Annotated in this window: 18 protein-coding genes; 5 read left to right on the top strand and 13 right to left on the bottom strand. The window is 68.0% G+C overall.

Going from position 1 to position 15402, the window contains the following annotated elements; all coding sequences use genetic code 11:
- Nucleotide 1: 1 nt before the first annotated feature.
- Entirely contained in the window at nucleotides 2-601 is a 600-nt protein-coding gene (locus QZ546_RS10810) for a TlpA disulfide reductase family protein (RefSeq protein ID WP_294237062.1), read from the bottom strand.
- A 16-nt stretch (nucleotides 602-617) separates the two neighbouring features.
- Between QZ546_RS10810 and argH the strand changes: the two genes are divergently transcribed.
- From argH to QZ546_RS10835, 5 genes are all read left to right on the top strand, one after another.
- Nucleotides 618-1985, top strand: a complete 1368-nt coding sequence (gene argH / locus QZ546_RS10815) for an argininosuccinate lyase (protein ID WP_294237233.1) — start codon at nucleotides 618-620, stop codon at nucleotides 1983-1985.
- Nucleotides 1982-2218: a hypothetical protein gene (locus QZ546_RS10820; protein WP_056432321.1), complete on the top strand. Its 237-nt coding sequence runs from the start codon at nucleotides 1982-1984 to the stop codon at nucleotides 2216-2218. The genes argH and QZ546_RS10820 overlap by 4 nt, the downstream gene beginning before the upstream one ends.
- Nucleotides 2218-3480 carry a diaminopimelate decarboxylase gene (gene lysA / locus QZ546_RS10825; RefSeq protein WP_294237065.1) on the top strand — a complete coding sequence of 421 codons (1263 nt, stop codon included), beginning with the start codon at nucleotides 2218-2220 and terminating at the stop codon, nucleotides 3478-3480. The genes QZ546_RS10820 and lysA overlap by 1 nt, the downstream gene beginning before the upstream one ends.
- A 142-nt stretch (nucleotides 3481-3622) precedes the next feature.
- Complete coding sequence (locus QZ546_RS10830; RefSeq protein WP_294237068.1) at nucleotides 3623-4396, top strand: NAD(P)-dependent oxidoreductase; 774 nt, start codon at nucleotides 3623-3625, stop codon at nucleotides 4394-4396.
- A complete protein-coding gene (locus QZ546_RS10835) occupies nucleotides 4393-5346 on the top strand; it encodes a zinc transporter ZntB (RefSeq protein WP_294237071.1) in 954 nt (317 codons plus the stop codon). The genes QZ546_RS10830 and QZ546_RS10835 overlap by 4 nt, the downstream gene beginning before the upstream one ends.
- 55 nt (nucleotides 5347-5401) lie before the next feature.
- On the opposite strand, the gene QZ546_RS10840 is transcribed toward QZ546_RS10835, so the two are convergent.
- The 12 genes from QZ546_RS10840 to QZ546_RS10895 all read right to left on the bottom strand — a co-directional run bounded on the left by QZ546_RS10840 (nucleotide 5402) and on the right by QZ546_RS10895 (nucleotide 15392).
- Nucleotides 5402-5815: a flagellar protein FliS gene (locus tag QZ546_RS10840; RefSeq protein ID WP_294237074.1), complete on the bottom strand. Its 414-nt coding sequence runs from the start codon at nucleotides 5813-5815 to the stop codon at nucleotides 5402-5404.
- 1 nt (nucleotide 5816) lies between these two features.
- Entirely contained in the window at nucleotides 5817-7298 is a 1482-nt protein-coding gene (gene fliD / locus QZ546_RS10845; protein WP_294237079.1) for a flagellar filament capping protein FliD, read from the bottom strand.
- An 88-nt stretch (nucleotides 7299-7386) separates the two neighbouring features.
- Nucleotides 7387-8514 carry a flagellar biosynthesis protein FlhB gene (locus QZ546_RS10850; protein WP_294237082.1) on the bottom strand — a complete coding sequence of 376 codons (1128 nt, stop codon included), beginning with the start codon at nucleotides 8512-8514 and terminating at the stop codon, nucleotides 7387-7389.
- The gene (gene fliR, locus QZ546_RS10855) at nucleotides 8514-9287 is read right to left on the bottom strand and encodes a flagellar biosynthetic protein FliR (RefSeq protein WP_294237085.1); all 774 of its coding nucleotides are present in this window, start codon (nucleotides 9285-9287) and stop codon (nucleotides 8514-8516) included. The genes QZ546_RS10850 and fliR overlap by 1 nt, the downstream gene beginning before the upstream one ends.
- A 1-nt stretch (nucleotide 9288) precedes the next feature.
- Nucleotides 9289-9558: a flagellar biosynthesis protein FliQ gene (gene fliQ / locus QZ546_RS10860; protein ID WP_294237088.1), complete on the bottom strand. Its 270-nt coding sequence runs from the start codon at nucleotides 9556-9558 to the stop codon at nucleotides 9289-9291.
- Between the two features lie 192 nt (nucleotides 9559-9750).
- Nucleotides 9751-10641, bottom strand: coding sequence for a flagellar type III secretion system pore protein FliP (gene fliP / locus QZ546_RS10865; protein ID WP_294237092.1), 891 nt, complete (start codon nucleotides 10639-10641; stop codon nucleotides 9751-9753).
- Nucleotides 10638-10997 (bottom strand): flagellar biosynthetic protein FliO, encoded by a 360-nt coding sequence (locus QZ546_RS10870; RefSeq protein WP_294237094.1) that lies wholly within the window; start codon nucleotides 10995-10997, stop codon nucleotides 10638-10640. The genes fliP and QZ546_RS10870 overlap by 4 nt, the downstream gene beginning before the upstream one ends.
- A gap of 8 nt (nucleotides 10998-11005) precedes the next feature.
- The gene (fliN, locus tag QZ546_RS10875; RefSeq protein ID WP_007406148.1) at nucleotides 11006-11296 is read right to left on the bottom strand and encodes a flagellar motor switch protein FliN; all 291 of its coding nucleotides are present in this window, start codon (nucleotides 11294-11296) and stop codon (nucleotides 11006-11008) included.
- Nucleotides 11293-12204 carry a flagellar motor switch protein FliM gene (locus QZ546_RS10880; protein WP_294237097.1) on the bottom strand — a complete coding sequence of 304 codons (912 nt, stop codon included), beginning with the start codon at nucleotides 12202-12204 and terminating at the stop codon, nucleotides 11293-11295. The genes fliN and QZ546_RS10880 overlap by 4 nt, the downstream gene beginning before the upstream one ends.
- Nucleotides 12205-12276: 72 nt before the next feature.
- Nucleotides 12277-12972 (bottom strand): flagellar basal body-associated protein FliL, encoded by a 696-nt coding sequence (gene fliL / locus QZ546_RS10885; protein WP_294237100.1) that lies wholly within the window; start codon nucleotides 12970-12972, stop codon nucleotides 12277-12279.
- A gap of 11 nt (nucleotides 12973-12983) precedes the next feature.
- Nucleotides 12984-14819, bottom strand: a complete 1836-nt coding sequence (locus QZ546_RS10890; RefSeq protein ID WP_294237103.1) for a flagellar hook-length control protein FliK — start codon at nucleotides 14817-14819, stop codon at nucleotides 12984-12986.
- Between the two features lie 132 nt (nucleotides 14820-14951).
- Nucleotides 14952-15392, bottom strand: a complete 441-nt coding sequence (locus QZ546_RS10895) for a hypothetical protein (RefSeq protein WP_294237106.1) — start codon at nucleotides 15390-15392, stop codon at nucleotides 14952-14954.
- Nucleotides 15393-15402: the final 10 nt, after the last annotated feature.

The following is a 15402-nucleotide window of genomic DNA, read 5'->3' on the forward strand; positions in this document are numbered from 1 at the left end:
CTCAAGCCTCGGCCAGCAATTTCCCCGCCTCGGCACCGGCCCAGTCGAACCCGCCGGTCACGCGCCAGATCTCCTTGCCGTCCGCACCGTAAAGGATCGTGGTCGGCAGGTTCGCCTTGTAATGGACGCTCAGGGTCAGCTTGGGGTCGAGATAGATGGGCAGTGCGCCCAGCGTCTTGCCCGCGAGGAAGGGCTTCACCTTCGTCGCATCGTCCTGCGCCACCGCGATCACCGCGATCTTGCCCTTCAACCGATCCGCCGTCGCGGCAAGCGTCGGCATCTCGGCGATGCACGGCCCGCACCAGGTGGCCCAGAGATTGACCAGCACCGGCTTGCCCCGGAAATCGGCGAGGCTGGCGGGCTTGCCGTCCAGCGTGGTGAAGCCCAGCGTCGGGGCGGCCTCGCCCTTGTGGCTGCGGTCGACGGCACCGGCCGGCTTGGGGGCTTCGGTCGCGGGGGTGGTGGCCTCGCCGCTGGTCACTTCGCCGCTTGAAACTTCCCCGCTGGTGGTGTTGGCGGCTTGCTCCGGGGCGGGGCTTTGCTTATCGCACCCGGCGACCATCAGCCCCAGGAGACAGGCGATCACGGTACGCGACGACATGGGCGGCTCCAACGCAATGTGGGGCGGGCGCTTCGCAGAAGGTCCCGCCGCGGTGATGCGCGAGATAAACGCGTCCATCCCCTTCGACAAGCGACTGTGGAAACAGGACATCGCCGGATCGAAAGCGCATGTCGCCATGCTGGGCAAACAGGGCATCGTCTCGGCCGAGGACGCCGCGACGATTTCCGCCGGGCTGGACAAGGTGGCCGAGGATTATGCCGCGAACGGCGTGGCCGAGGACCTGACCCTCGAAGACATCCATATGCAGACCGAGGCGAAGCTGGCCGCACTGATCGGCCCGGTCGCGGGACGTCTGCACACCGCACGGTCGCGCAACGACCAGGTGGCGACCGATTTCCGCCTGTGGGTGCGCGACGCGATCGACGAGACGCTGACTGCATTGGGTGCCCTGCGCGAGGCGTTGCTGACCCGCGCCGAGGATCATGCCGACAGCGTGATGCCCGGCTTCACCCATCTTCAGTCCGCGCAGCCGGTGACTTTGGGCCATCACCTGATGGCCTATCACGAGATGATCGTGCGCGACGCCAGCCGCTTTGCCGATGCGCGGGCGCGGATGAACCAGTGTCCGCTGGGCTCGGCGGCGCTGGCGGGGACGGGCTTCCCGGTCGACCGCCACATGACGGCCGAGGCGCTGGGCTTCGACGCGCCGACGCGCAACTCGCTCGATGCGGTCAGCGACCGGGACTTCGCGATCGACTATCTGCAGGCGGCGACCAACTGCTCGCTGCATCTGTCGCGGCTGGCGGAAGAGTTCGTGCTCTGGGCGTCGCAGCCCTTCGGCTTCGTGGCGCTGTCCGACCAGTGGTCGACCGGCAGCTCGATCATGCCGCAGAAGCGCAACCCGGACGCGGCCGAGCTGGTGCGCGGCCATGCCGGGCGGATCATGGGCTGCATGACCAGCCTGATGGTCACGATGAAGGGCCTGCCGCTCGCCTATTCCAAGGACATGCAGGACGACAAGCCGCCGGTGTTCGAGGCGCACGACCTGCTGGCGCTGTCGATCGCGGCGATGACCGGCATGGTTGAGAGTGCGACTTTCCGGACGGAGCGGATGCGCGCGGTCGCGGAGGCAGGCTTCTCGACCGCGACCGATCTGGCCGACTGGCTGGTGCGCGTCGGCGGCGTCCCCTTCCGCGAGGCGCACCACATTACCGGGCGCGCGGTGAAACTGGCCGAGGAGAAGGGCGTGATGCTGCACCAGCTGTCCATCGACGACCTGACCGGCATCGACGCGCGGATCAACGACAGCATCTATGATGTCCTGTCGGTCGATGCCTCGGTCGCCAGCCGGATCAGCTTCGGCGGCACCGCGCCCGCCAATGTCCGCGCCGCCATCGCGACCGCGCGGGGCTTGCGGGCATGAAGCCCGCCATCGCCCTGCTGGTCGCACTGGCGCTGACCGGTTGCGGTGCCGCCAACCGGCTGCAACCGGCCAAGGGCGAGAGCCTGCCCGTGGCACCGCGCGGCGCGACCGCCACTCCGACGCCGCAGCAATTGCTGACGGCCACCCCCCAACAACGCCCGCAGCGCTCCGACGAACTGATGACCCAGTCGCAGGACCGGCGCTCGGACGAATTTGATTTGCCCCCCCGCTGATGGACCATTTTCATTTCTCGAACGGCGAACTCCATGTGGAGGATGTGCCCGTATCCCGGATCGCGGCGGAGGTCGGTACGCCGGTCTATATCTATTCCGCCTCGACCTTCCGTCGTCATGCGCAGGTGTTCCGCGAAGGGCTGAGCGCCCTGCCGCGCGTCCACCTGGCCTATGCGATCAAGGCGAACCCGAACATCGCCGTGCTGCGCGTGCTGGCGGACGAGGGATATGGCGCGGACGTCGTATCGGTCGGCGAGATGCGCCGTGCGCTGGCGGCGGGCATGAAGGCGGAGGACATCGTCTTCTCCGGCGTCGGCAAGACGCGCGCCGAACTGATCGCCGCACTGGAGGCCGGGATCGGCCAGTTCAACCTGGAGCTGGAGGAAGAGGGCGCGGTCCTTGCCGAGCTGGCGCATGAGCGTGGCCTCGTCGCGCCTGCCACGTTGCGGGTGAACCCGGACGTGGATGCGGGCACCCACGCCAAGATCTCCACGGGCCGCAAGGAGAACAAGTTCGGCGTGCCGATCGACCAGGCGCTCGGCATGTTCGACCGTCTGGCGGGCCTGCCCGGCATCGACCTGAAGGGTGTCGCCTGCCACATCGGCAGCCAGCTGGGCGACCTTGCCCCGCTGGAGGCCGCGTATAAGCGCGTCGGCGAGCTGGTCGCCGAGCTGCGCGGGGCGGGGCACCGTATCACCCGCGTCGACCTGGGCGGTGGCCTGGGCGTGCCGTACAAGCCGGGCGACGTGATGCCCGCCCCCGCCGCTTATGGCGAGATGGTGGCGCGCGTGACCAAGGACTGGGATGTCGAGCTGATGTTCGAGCCCGGCCGGGTGATCGCGGGCAATTCCGGGATCCTGGCGACCGAAGTCGTCTGGGTGAAGCCCGGCGTCGCCAATCCCTACGTCATCGTCGATGCGGCGATGAACGACCTGATGCGGCCCGCGCTGTATGACGCCTATCACGATTTCGTCGCGGTGAAGCCGACCGGCGAGCGGATGATGGCGAATATCGCAGGTCCCGTGTGCGAGACCGGCGACACCTTTGCGATGAACCGCGAGATCGACGCGGTGCAGTCGGGCGACCTGGCGGTGTTCCGCACGGCGGGCGCATATGGTGCGACCATGGCGTCGACCTATAACAGCCGCCCGCTGGTGCCCGAGGTGATGGTCGAGGGCGACCGCTTCGCCATCGTCGCCGACCGCATCGCCGCCGAGACGATCATCGCCGCCGAGCGCGTGCCGGAGTGGCTGAAGAAGTGAACCTGACGGCCCCATTCCTCCCCATCGGCGATGGGGAGGGGGACCGCGTCCGCAGGGCGTGGTGGAGGGGCAGGGGACATTTGCCCCTCCGCCACCGCTTCGCGGCGGTCCCCCTCCCCAAGCATAGGTTGGGGAGGATTTGGTGAGCCTCGCCAGCCTGCCCTTGTTCGTCCGGCTGGGCGGTCGCCCGGTGATCCTGCTGGGCGAGGGCGAACCCGCCGATGCCAAGCGCCGTCTGCTCGATCGGGCGGGAGCGCATGTCGTGGGCGAGGAGGCGGAGGCCGCGCTCGCCATCGTCGCGATCGAGGAGGAGGAAGAGGCGCAAGCCGCCATCGCCCGGCTGAAGGCGCGCGGGATATTGGTCAACGCGGTCGACCGTCCGGCGGCCTGCGATTTCACCCTGCCCGCCATCGTCGAGCGCGGGCCGGTGATCGTCGCGATCGGCACCGGCGGCGTGTCGGCGGGGCTGGCGGCGGCGCTGCGCCAGCGGCTGGAGACGTTGCTCCCCGCCGGACTGGGCGCGCTGGCCGAGGGGCTGTACGCCGCCCGCGCCGCCCTGCGCGCGCGCTTCCCCGACGGGGCGGAGCGGCGGCGGGCGATCGGAGCGGCGCTGTCGCCCGGCGGTGCGCTCGATCCGCTGGTGAAGGACAGCGATGTCGCGGACTGGCTGGCCAGTGCCGAGCGTCCGGCGGCCAATGTCGCGGCCTTTGTCCTTGCCTCGCCCGATCCCGACGACCTGACCCTGCGCCAGGCACGCGCGCTGGCGGCGGCGGACCGGGTCTATCACCGCGCCGACGTGCCGCCCGCAATCCTGGACCGCGCGCGCGCCGATGCGGTGCGAATCGAAAGCGAGGCGCTGCCCATGGAACCGGGCGAGGGGCAAATCGTCGACCTGACCATGGACGCGCGCGCATGACCGGTTTCGCCTATCGCATCGAGGGCGGCGAGGCACAGGCTATCCCGATCCGCGAGGCGGTCGAGGCCAAGGCGCGGCTGGTCTGGGTGCATCTGGAGACCAATGACGCGGTCGCGCAACGCTGGCTGCGCGACGCGGCGCATCTGGCCGACTATGTCATCGACTCGCTGACCGCGACCGAAACGCGGCCGCGCTGCGAAGCGGTGGGCGAGGGGGCGTTCCTCAACCTGCGCGGGCGGAGCAGCGAGCCGCTCGACGGATCGGACATGCTCGCCTCGGTCCGTATCTGGGCGGTGAAGGGCAAGGTCTATTCGGTCACGCGCCGCCCGCTCCTCGCAGTGGATACGGTGCGGCAGGAGGTGGAGAAGGGCATCGTCACCGATCCGGGCGACCTGATCACCGCCTTCGCCACCGCGATCACCAGCGACATGGACCCCGATGTCGCCAATCTGGGCGACGAGCTGGACGGGTGCGAGGAGCAGCTGGACGAACACCGCGTGTTCCAGCTGCGCCGCACGGTCAGCCGGGTGCGCGTCGCCGCGATCGGCTATCGCCGCTTCCTCAATCCGCAGCGGGCGGCGCTGGAGAAGCTGGCGGCGTTGCCCGGCGACTGGCTGGCCGATGACGACCGGCTGCATTTGTCCGCCGCCGCCGATCGCGCCGCGCGCATGGCCGAGGAACTGGAGTCGATCCGCGAACGCTCCGCGCTGATCCACGAGACGCTCAGCGACATGCGCGCCGAGCAGATCGACAATCGCGCGCTCGTGATCTCGATCGTGGCGATGGTGTTCCTGCCGCTGACCTTCATCACCGGCCTCTACGGGATGAACGTCAAGACCCTGCCCTATGCCGAGGAACCCTGGGCCTTCGACGCGATCCTGGGCGCCTGCGCGCTGATCGCGGCGGGGATCGTGGTCTATTTCGTGCAGAAACACTGGTTCCGGCGGTAACGCGAAACCAAGGCTATGCGCCGTGCGAACGGTGCGTGGGGAAAGGGCGTGCCCCTTACTTCCCCTTCTTGTTCATCTGCCGCACCGTTTCCCAGGCCTCGGCGATGTCGGCGATGTTGGTCGCCACGTCGCGGAACACCTGCGGGTTCTTGTCGAGCGATCCGTCGACGATCTGGCGCCGTGCACCGGCATAGAGCCGGGCGAAGGTGATCGAGATATCGCCGCCATTCTCGAAGTCGAGCCCCGCCTCCAGCGCGAACAGGATTGCGGTGGCGCGCGTCACCCGCTCGCTCTTGCGCGCCAGCTGGCCATGTTCGGTCGCCCAGGCCGCCGAGCGCAGCGCGGAGATCAGTTCCTCGTACAGCAACTGCACGAGTTCGGGGCCGTCCGCCATGGCGGTCCGGCCGACGACGTCGATCTGGCGATAGGTGGCCGCGGGATCCGCGAGCAGTCCGGTTGCATAGGCCATGTCAGTTGCTGCTCTTCGTCCACATATTGACCTGCTGCGTCAGGAAGGCCTGGACCGACTTGTAGTTGGAGACACGGGCGTTCATCGCGGCGAACTGTGCCGTCATCCGGTCCTGCGTCGCGCTCTGGTCGTCCGCCAGGTCGGCCTGGGCGGTCGTGTTCGCGCTCTGGTCCTGGGCCAGCTGCTTCGCCGACGCGCCCAGGCCGGAAAAGGTGCTGGTCGCGTTCATCTGGATGGTGTTCATCTGTGCCGACAGGCCGATGATATTGTCGCCGCTGGCCTGGAACATCTGTTCGACCGCGTCGGGATATTGCGCCATCACCTGCGACAATCGCGTCGTATCGACGGTCAGCGTGCCGTCCTTGTTGGTGCCGACGCCCAAATCCGCCAGCGTCTTCGGCCCGGGCGCCGAATCGTCGCCCGGTACGATCTTCGACGTGGTCAGCCGCCCCAGCGACTGGGCCAGCGAGCGCGCCGACAAATTGCTCCGCAAGTCGCCCGACTTGGGATCGAGTGCCTTGTTCAGCTCGGTGATCTTGTCGTTGAACGTCGTGACGAAGTCCGACACGATCTGCGACAGCGCGGCGGTGGGGCGCGTACCGGTCAGCGAGACGGGCGCGGTCGAAACCGCGTTCAGCGTCATCACGACGCCGGGCACCAGGTCGCTGAAGCTGTTGCTGGCGCGCTGGATCGACACGCCGTCGACGGTCATCTGGGCGTTGCCGGCGGTCGACACGCTGTTGGTGACGGTGGCGCCGTTGCCGACCGCGAAGTTGGACAGTCCCGCCTGCGCGCCTTCGGTCGCGCTGATCGTGAAGCTGTTGGCCGTGCCGGTCGGGCCGGTGAACGACAGATAGGCCTTGCCGTCGACATCGGAGATCACCGAGGCGGTGACGCCGGTCTTGGCCGCGTTGATCTGCGCGGCGACCTGGTCGATCGTCGGGTTGCTGCCGTCGGCGAAGGTGATGTCGACGGCGGCGTTCGAGCCGACCTTGATGCTCAGCTTGCCGCTGCCCATCGAGGCGGTACGGTCATAGCTGGCCTTCGTCACATTGGTCTGCGCCGTCGCCAGCGCCGACACGGTGATCGACTTGGACAGGCCCGCCAGCTTCGCGCCCGCCTGGGTCGACACGCTCAGCACCGCGCTGTTGCTGCTGGTCGCCTGGGTCGCCAGCGAGCCGTCCCTCGTCCGCGTGGCGAGCGAGCTGGCGAAGTCGGTGATCGAGCTCATGACCGTGGAGGTCGCCGAGATTTGCGCGGTCAGCGTGTCGCCCTTGGCCTTCAGCGCCGCGACGCGTGCGGCGAACTGCGCCTGGACCAGCGAGGGGACCAGCGACGACAGGTCGATGCCCGAGCCCGTCTGCAGCGAGGTGAAAAGCGATTGTGCGGCGCTCTTGGCGGCATCCGTCGCCGACGGCGTCGTGCTCGACGTCGAACTGCTGGACGTCGATGACGTCGATGAAGTCGAGGAAATGGTCGTCATCGACAGGGCTCCGACACGGGTACACCATCGTTAACGGCACCGGACCGCCAGGATTTAGCGCGATGCGGTAAGCTGAGCGCAAAACACATCATGGCTGGGGCGCGCCATTCTCGTCGAAGCGGGCGCCGACCGGCACGTCGACCGGCGGCTGCGCCGTGCCGCCCGCGCCGGCATTGAGGCCGAAGACGAAGGCGAGCACGACCGCGATCGCCTGGTACAGGTCGGGGCGCACTTCCTGCCCCTCGCGGCTGGTATAATAGACGGCGCGGGCGAGCTGCGGATATTCCAGCACCGGGGTGGCCAACTCGGTCGCCATCTCGCGAATGGCCAGCGCGGTCGCGCCGCGGCCCTTGGCGACGACCACCGGCACCTCGTCCTGGCCGCGTTCGTAGCGCAGGGCGACCGCGAAATGGGTCGGGTTGGTCAGGATGACATGCGCCTGCTGCACCGCCGCGCGCACCGCGCGCCGCGACATTTCGCGCTGCTTGCCACGGATATGCGCCTTGGCCTCGGGATTGCCCTCGCTTTCCTTATGCTCGTCCTTGATCTCCTGCTTGGTCATTTTCAGCTTGGAGAAGAGCTGGAAGATCTGGATCGGCACGTCGAAGCCCGCGATCAGGACCAGGCCGAACCCCATGACCAGCAGGATGGTGATGAAGGTATCGCCCATCGACCCGATCGCGCCGTTCAGGTCGCTTTGCGCCAGCCCCAGCGTGGCACGGGTCGAACGCCACAGCATATAGGCGCCCATCGCACCCAGCAGCACGACCTTCAGCAGCGACTTGCCCAGCTCGGTCCAGCCCTGGGTGCCGAAAATGCGCTTCAGGCCGGAGGCGGGGTTCAGCTTGGACGGCTTGGGCGCCAGCGCCTTGGGATTGAATTGCAGCGAGCCCAGCCCCGCCTGCGACGCGATGGTCGCGACGATCGTCACCGCGAAGAGCGAGGCGAGCGAGGGCAGGATCTTCCACCCCGCCTCGAGCAGCGGGCGAAAGGGTTCGAAATCCTCGACATCGGCGCGGCCGAACTGGAAGCTCGTCGCCATCACCGCCTTGCACGCGCCCAATAGTGTCGGGCCTGCGAACATCAGCCAGGCGATACCCGCCATCATGACCAGCGCCGCCGCCAGGTCCTTGCTGCGCAGGATCTGCCCATCCTCGCGCGCCTTTTGGCGGCGCTTCTGGGTTGGGGCTTCTGTCTTTTCGCCGCCCTCCGACATCAGCCGAGCACCAGGGTTTCGGTGGCGGCCAGGCCTTCGCGGATGATGACCAGCATATAGTCGCCCATGGCGGGGAAGGCGATCGCGATGGCGATGACGCCGATGGTCAGCGAGGCGGGCAGGCCGACCGAGAAGAGGTTGAGCGACGGCGCGGCGCGGCTCATCATCCCCATGACGATGTTGAGGCAGAGCAGCAGGAAGCCGACCGGCAGGGCGAGCAGCAGCCCGGCGAGGAACGCGTAGGAGCCGAACAGCGCGATGGCGCGTAGCTGGGCAGGACCCATCCAGGCATGGCCGGGCGGCAGCGCCTCATAGCTTTTGACGATCGTCTCGACCAGCACGAGATGCCCGTCGACCGACAGGAACAACAGGGTCAGCATCACCGTGAAGAACTGGCCCAGCGCTTGGGTCGAACGACCGTTCAGCGGGTCCATGGTGGCCGCGAAGTTGATCCCCATCGACCCGCCGATCAGCTCGCTGGCGACCAGCGGCGCGGTAAAGGCGACCTGCAGGATCAGGCCGAGCGCCAGGCCGACAAGCGCCTCGGCGACGACCGACATGATGGTGGGCACCGCGAAGATCACGGGCGGCGGCACGACCGGATGGACCGAGTTCACCAGAAAGGCGATCGCGCCCGCCAGGCTGATCCGCACGGGCAGGGGAATCGACACCGCGCCGAACACGGGCGCGGTGATGAACGCCGCGCCGATCCGGACCATGATGAACAGGATCGCCCAGGCCTGCGGCTCGATCGAGAGGCCGAAGCCGAGCATCCTATTTAACGAGATCCGGGATGCGCTCGAACATGCTGACGGTGAAGTCGCTGAGCAGGCCGACGATCAGGCTGCCGAAGATCAGGATCGACAGGGCGACGACGATCAGCTTGGGGACGAAGGACAGGGTCTGTTCGTTGATCGAGGTCGCGGCCTGCACCATGCCGATCACCAGGCCGGAGACCAGCACCGGCAACAGGATGGGGGCTGCGGCAAGCGCCAGCACCCACATGGTCTGGTTGGCCAGCGTCAGGAAATAATCGGCGTCCATGATGCGGTCTTCGTCCCGTGTGGGTGAGGGATTCCCGTAGCCTTCGACGTCGCTCAGGCTGAACGGACTTATGGGGCGAGAATGGTTAACGAAGGCCTTCCGTCGGGCCGTTCAGGCGGACTGTAGGTTTGCGTGATGGACGTCTTTCCCCATCAGCCGTTCAGGCTGAGCGACGTCGAAGCCCACGCCCCCCTATGTCGCGAAACTATTGGCCAGGCTGCCCATGGTCAGCGCCCAGCCGTCGACCAGGACGAAGAGCAGCAGCTTGAAGGGGAGCGAGATGATCGAGGGCGACAGCATCATCATGCCCAGCGCCATCAGTACGGTGGCGACAACCAGGTCTATGACGATGAAGGGCAGGAAGATCAGGAAGCCGATCTGGAACGCGGTCTTCAGCTCCGAGGTGACGAACGCGGGCAGCAGCACCGAATAGGGAATGTCGTTGGGGTTGGCATAGGGACCCGACTTCGCCATTTCGGCGAACATCGTCACGTCCTTGATCCGGGTCTGCTTGGCCATGAAGGCGTGGAGCGGCGCCCCTGCGGCCTTGATCATCTCGGTGCCGGGCAATTTGCCCTCGGCATAGGGCTGGATGGCCTGGGTGTTCATCTGGCTGATCGTGGGCGCCATGATGAATAGCGACAGAAAGACCGACAGGCCGATCAGCACCTGGTTGGGCGGCGTCTGTTGCAGGCCCAGCGCCTGGCGCAGGATGGCGAGCACGATGACGATCCGGGTAAAGCTGGTCATCATCAGGATGATGCCCGGCAGGATCGTCAGCAGACCCATGATGATCAGGACCTGGAGCGACAGGCTCAGCGATCCCGACGTACCGTTATTGCCGCCGCCCAGCTGGCCCAGCGCGCGGTCGACCGCATCGCCGACACCCGGCGCGGGTGCGGCGGGCGCGGCGGCGGGCGTGACCGCCGGGGTCGCCTGGGCAAAGGCGGGCATCGCGATGACCAGCGCCAGCAGCAGGGCCAGGACGATCCACAGCGGCTTCAGGCTGCGCTTCGGCGCGGCGGCCTGGCGCGCGCGGATCAGCGCGGGGCCGGTGCCGTGGCGGGTGACGGAGATGCTCATTGGTCGAACTTCTTCGGTGCGAAGCGCGACACGAAGTCGCGGGCGCGCGGGGCCGCCTGGTCCATCGGCGTCGGCGTCACCGGCGTCGGTGCGCTCGAGCCCTTACCCTCGACCTTGTCGACCAGCTGCACGCCGCCGCGCCCGACCGAGACGAGCAGGTTGCGCCCCTCGAACTCGATGACCGCCAGGCGCAGGCCGGGCGAGATCATCATCGTCTCGCGCACATGGATCAGCCGCGTCGCGGGCCGCCCCGGCATCCGGCTTTCCAGCCGCCGCCATAGATACAGGCACCCGATCATCAGGCCACAGATCAGCGGCAGCAGGACGACCAGTTTCAGGATATAGGACCAGAGCATGGAATGGATCAGCCGCGCTTGTCGGGGTTGACCAGCTCGGTCATGCGCACGCCGAAGCGATCGCCGACCGTCACCACCTCGCCGCGTCCGATCAGCGTGCCGTTGACCAGCACGTCGAGCAGCTCATTGGCCTGACGGTCCAGCTCGATGACGCTCGATTCGGACAGCGCCAGCAATTCGCGCAGCGACAGCTGGGTCGAGCCGATCTCCACGGTCAGCTTGACGTCGACGTCCTGGAGCAGCCGGAAATTGGCCGCGACCGACGTGTCGACGGGGAAACCCCCGGCCATATCGTTCATTCTTCGGGTCCTTTATAGGATTGCGCCACCGCTTCGGGCGGACGGGCGAGCGAGGTGAGCTGGACGGCGGCACGGCCATTGGCGGTGCCGACGGTACCGGTGCCGAGCAGGTCGCCGCCGACCATCACCGGGACTTCCGGGCCGAAGCTGATCGGAATCACGTCGCCGGTCTTCAGCTCCATCAGGCGGCTCAGCGGCACGACGGGTTCGGCGAGCACTGAGCGAACCGGGAAACGCACCGTCATCACCGCGCGGGTCAGGTCGCCGCGCCAGGTGGGATGCGCCTCGGCCTGCTTGTCGACGACCTTGCCGGTGAGCGCGGAGCCGTGCGGCTTCAACGCGCTGACCGGATAGAGGATGTCGAGCATCGACGGGCGGCGATTCTGCCCGGCAATGCCGAAACGGGTGACGATCATCGCATCCTCGCCCTCGATCCCCGACAACAGGGATGGCGAGGATTCGGGACGTCCGGCGCGGAAGTCGAGCTTGGCGAGCGATTCCCAGGCGTTGCGCATCGGCGTCGCCATCATCCGGCCCAGCTGGCCGATCATCGCCTCGCTGGCGGGCGAGAATTCGGGCGGCAGCATATCGGGCACGTTGCCCGTGCCGCCGAAGGACAGGTCGATCATCGACAGGCCGAAGCCGCCCTCGATGACGATCAGCGCCTGCGCGTCGGCGGCCATGCCGCCCTGCGACGACATGGCCATCGGCACCCAGGCGCTCAGCCCGTCGCCGCGTTCCGCACGGTAATCGGTGAAACGCTGGACGACCAGCGGCTCCGCCCAACAGCGCAGTTCCTCGCGCAGCAGCGGTTCGAACAGGCCCCGCAGCATCCGTGCCAGACGCGCGGACAGATGCTGCATCGTGTGAAGGTCACCGAACGGGTTGATCTTGTGCGAACCCAGCACCGAGTGATCAGCGACATACTGATCACGCGGGCGTTCGCGTCGTTCAACCTGAGGGGCGGCGTTAACCATGCCTCACTGAACAACGAAATTGGTAAAGTAGACGTTAGCGATGCCGCCGAATCCCTCCTTTTGGCGAAGAATCTCGTTGATCGCGTCGACCAGGCGGCGCTGCAGCTGGCGCTTGCCCTCGCCGGTGGTCACCATCTCCTCGCTGGCATCGCCCAGCGTCAGCAGGATGGCCGAGCGGACCGCCAGGTCGTTGGTCTTCAGATTGTTGATGACCGTGTCGTCATAGGGGGTGGAGACGGCCAGGCCGATCTGGACGATATGCACCGAGTCGCGCAGGTTCGAGGTGAAGTCCTTGGGCAACTGGTAATAGTTGGACGCATAGCGTTCGCCGCCATCGCCGACCGGCGTCTTCATGCCGACATTCTCGTGCTTCTCGCCGCCTTCGCCGCCCTCTCCGCCGCCGCCATGACCGCCTTCGCCACCTTCACCGCCTTCGCCGGCGCGCTTCTGCTCGGCCTTGGGGACCAGCTTGGGGCCGGGATGGCTGGCATCGGCCTCGGCTTCCTCCTTGGCGGCCTTGTCCTTCTCGGATTCGGCATGGCCGCCGCCGATCAGGCCGGAGTTCGCGGCATAGAGCCCTGCGCCGACGCCGCCGCCCAGCAGGACGAGGACCCCGACGACCATGATGATGATCTTGCCCAGCTTGCCCTTCTTCTTCTTGGGCGCTTCGTCGTTGGGCGTCTCTTTCGCGTCGCTCATATGTCAGTTCCTCAGGCGATTCGGATGGATGGAGAAGAAACCGTGGTGCCGGGCGATGCCGCTGCGTCCTCGCCGGACGGCTCGGGATCGCCGCCGCGTGGCCGGTTCGGGATCACGGGCACCGGCTGGGCGGGCGCCCGCTGGTCGCGCGCCGATTGGCCCAGATCGGATCCGGTGGTGCCGCCCGCCGAAACCGCCACGTCACCCAGCCGCATGCCCTTGTCCTCGGCCAGCTGGTTCAGCGTGTGATGGGCATCGGCCAGGATCGTCGCCGTGCTCGATTGCTCGGCGGTGAAATGGATATGGGTCGCCCCGTCGCTATGGCGAATCGCGACCGCGATGCCGCCCAGCGCGTCGGGTGACAGCTGGATGCGGGTATCGGCGGTCGCGGCGTCCTCGCGCATCCGGTCGATGCGGTCGATCATCGCCTGGGGCCAGTGTTGCTGCGTCATGTCGAGCGGCGCCTGATCGGTGGCGTTCGTTGCAGCCACCGAACGGGTCAGGTCAGTCGCGCCCAGCGACGCGGCGGCGATTCCGGTCGCGGCGACGGGCGTGCGCGAATCGCGCGGCTCCTCGTCCTTGGCCTGCGCCGAGGACAGGCCGCGCAGCGCACCCGCCAGCATACCGAGCGTCGCCGTACCCCGACCCGGCTGCGTGACGGTCAGCGGGCCGCTGGGGAGCGAGGCTAGGGGCGGGGCGCTCGATGTCGTCGGGGCGGAGGACGGAACCGACGCTGCGACCAGCCGGAAGGCAGGCATCGCGCCGCCGCTGGCGAGTGCCGATGCCGAGGGCGTCGTGGCGGACATGGGCGAGGCTGGAGCCGATACGCCATCGCTCGCGCCCTGGCGTAGCAGGTCGAGGATCTTCGGATCGGACGGGCGCACCGATGCCGCCTCGACCTGTTGCGCCGTGGCCGCACCTGTCGCCCCATCGGTCGGGCGTGCGCTATCCGGCATGACGCGGGGAGCGCCGGCGTCGCGCCCGATGTCCGTCGTCACCGGCGACGCCGTCGTTACGGGCGAGGCCGTCGTCTGGACGGAGAGTGGCATGATGACGGTCGAGCGCACGCCATCGGCCCGCGCCATGTTGGTCGACAGGGTCGTGTCGGACGGGCTGGTTGTGCCTGTGGCCGTCGTCGGGGATGCCGCCATCTGGGGTGTCGGCGGCACGATGATAGGCACGCCAAGGCCATCGGCAGGTGCGGTGTCGGTCGATAGGGCCGGGCCGGAGGGGTTGTCCGTCCCGTCATCCGCCGCATCATCCGTCCCGGTAGCGATGTCATCCTGATCGGCATCGGAATCGGTTGCGGCCTCTTGCCTGGACGCGCGGGGCCCGGTCTTGCCTGCTGTGGCGAGTTTCGAAGCTTCGGCGGTGCGCACGGACGTGGCGGCGGGCTCACCCGGTAGGGCGGCATTCGCTGGCAGCGGCATCAGGGCGGCGGCGACCGGCACGCTGGCGGGGGCGATCGGCGCGACCGTGCCGGAAGGGGTGGCCGTTTCGTCGTCCGTCGCGGTCGACGGGTCGTCCTGATCCTCGTGCTCCTGCACCTGAGACGTCGCCGTCTTGGCGGTTGTCGGAGTGACCGGGTTCGGCGTGGCGTTCAGCAACTCGGTGAAGCGGGCGGGCAGGGAGGGTGTGTCGGCCTTCGCGGCTGGCGGCAGGAAGGCGGGGCCGACCGGCAAGGTGGCGGCATCGGTCGGCAAGCCATTGCCGGGCAGGGGCGCGATCATGCCGTCGGTGATGGCCGGGCTGTCGGCCACATCGCCGTCGCCGGTCGCCGGCGCCTTGCCGGGAACGCGGCCGGTCTTGTCGCCCGTCGCTTCGCCGTCACCCGGCGCGGCGTTCAAAAAGTCAGCGAAATTCGTCAGTTGTCCGGGCGCGGCGGCGTTGCCCGTCCGGGGCCTACCGGGCGTCGTCCGGCCTGCGGTCGAGGCGTCCGGCGTGAGCAAAGATGAAATAGCTGACATGACGGGTCGTGCTCAGCAAGGATCGTGCCGATTTTGCGAGCGTCGTCCGCCCGTGGCCGGCATGTCTTCCAGCGCCCGCATTTCGGCGCGGATCGCGGCGGCGCGTGCGCGCTCCAGCAGTTTTTCGACCGCCGTCTGGTCGCGCTTGGCCTCGCGCGTCTGCTCGGCGGCCTGTTCGGCGCGCCGTTCGGCCGCGATGACGCGGGCGGCGGCGGCATCGGCCGATTCGTGCAACCGGCTGCGGAAATGCGCGCGCGCCATCAGCCCGGCGGCGGCGGTCGGCGGCGCGGGGGCGGGCGCCACCGCCTCGACCAGTTGCGCGATACGTTGCGACAATTGCTGCTCGGTCGTGACGCGCTCCTGCGCGCGCGCTTCCTCGGCCATGGTCAGGTTGAGTTGCAGCGTGCGGACCCGGTGCAGCCGGTTCAGCATCGCCTGTTGCCGGGTGGCCATGACGTTCTAC

It is taken from the genome of uncultured Sphingomonas sp., from assembly GCF_913062585.1.
Classification (GTDB): Bacteria; Pseudomonadota; Alphaproteobacteria; order Sphingomonadales; family Sphingomonadaceae; genus Sphingomonas.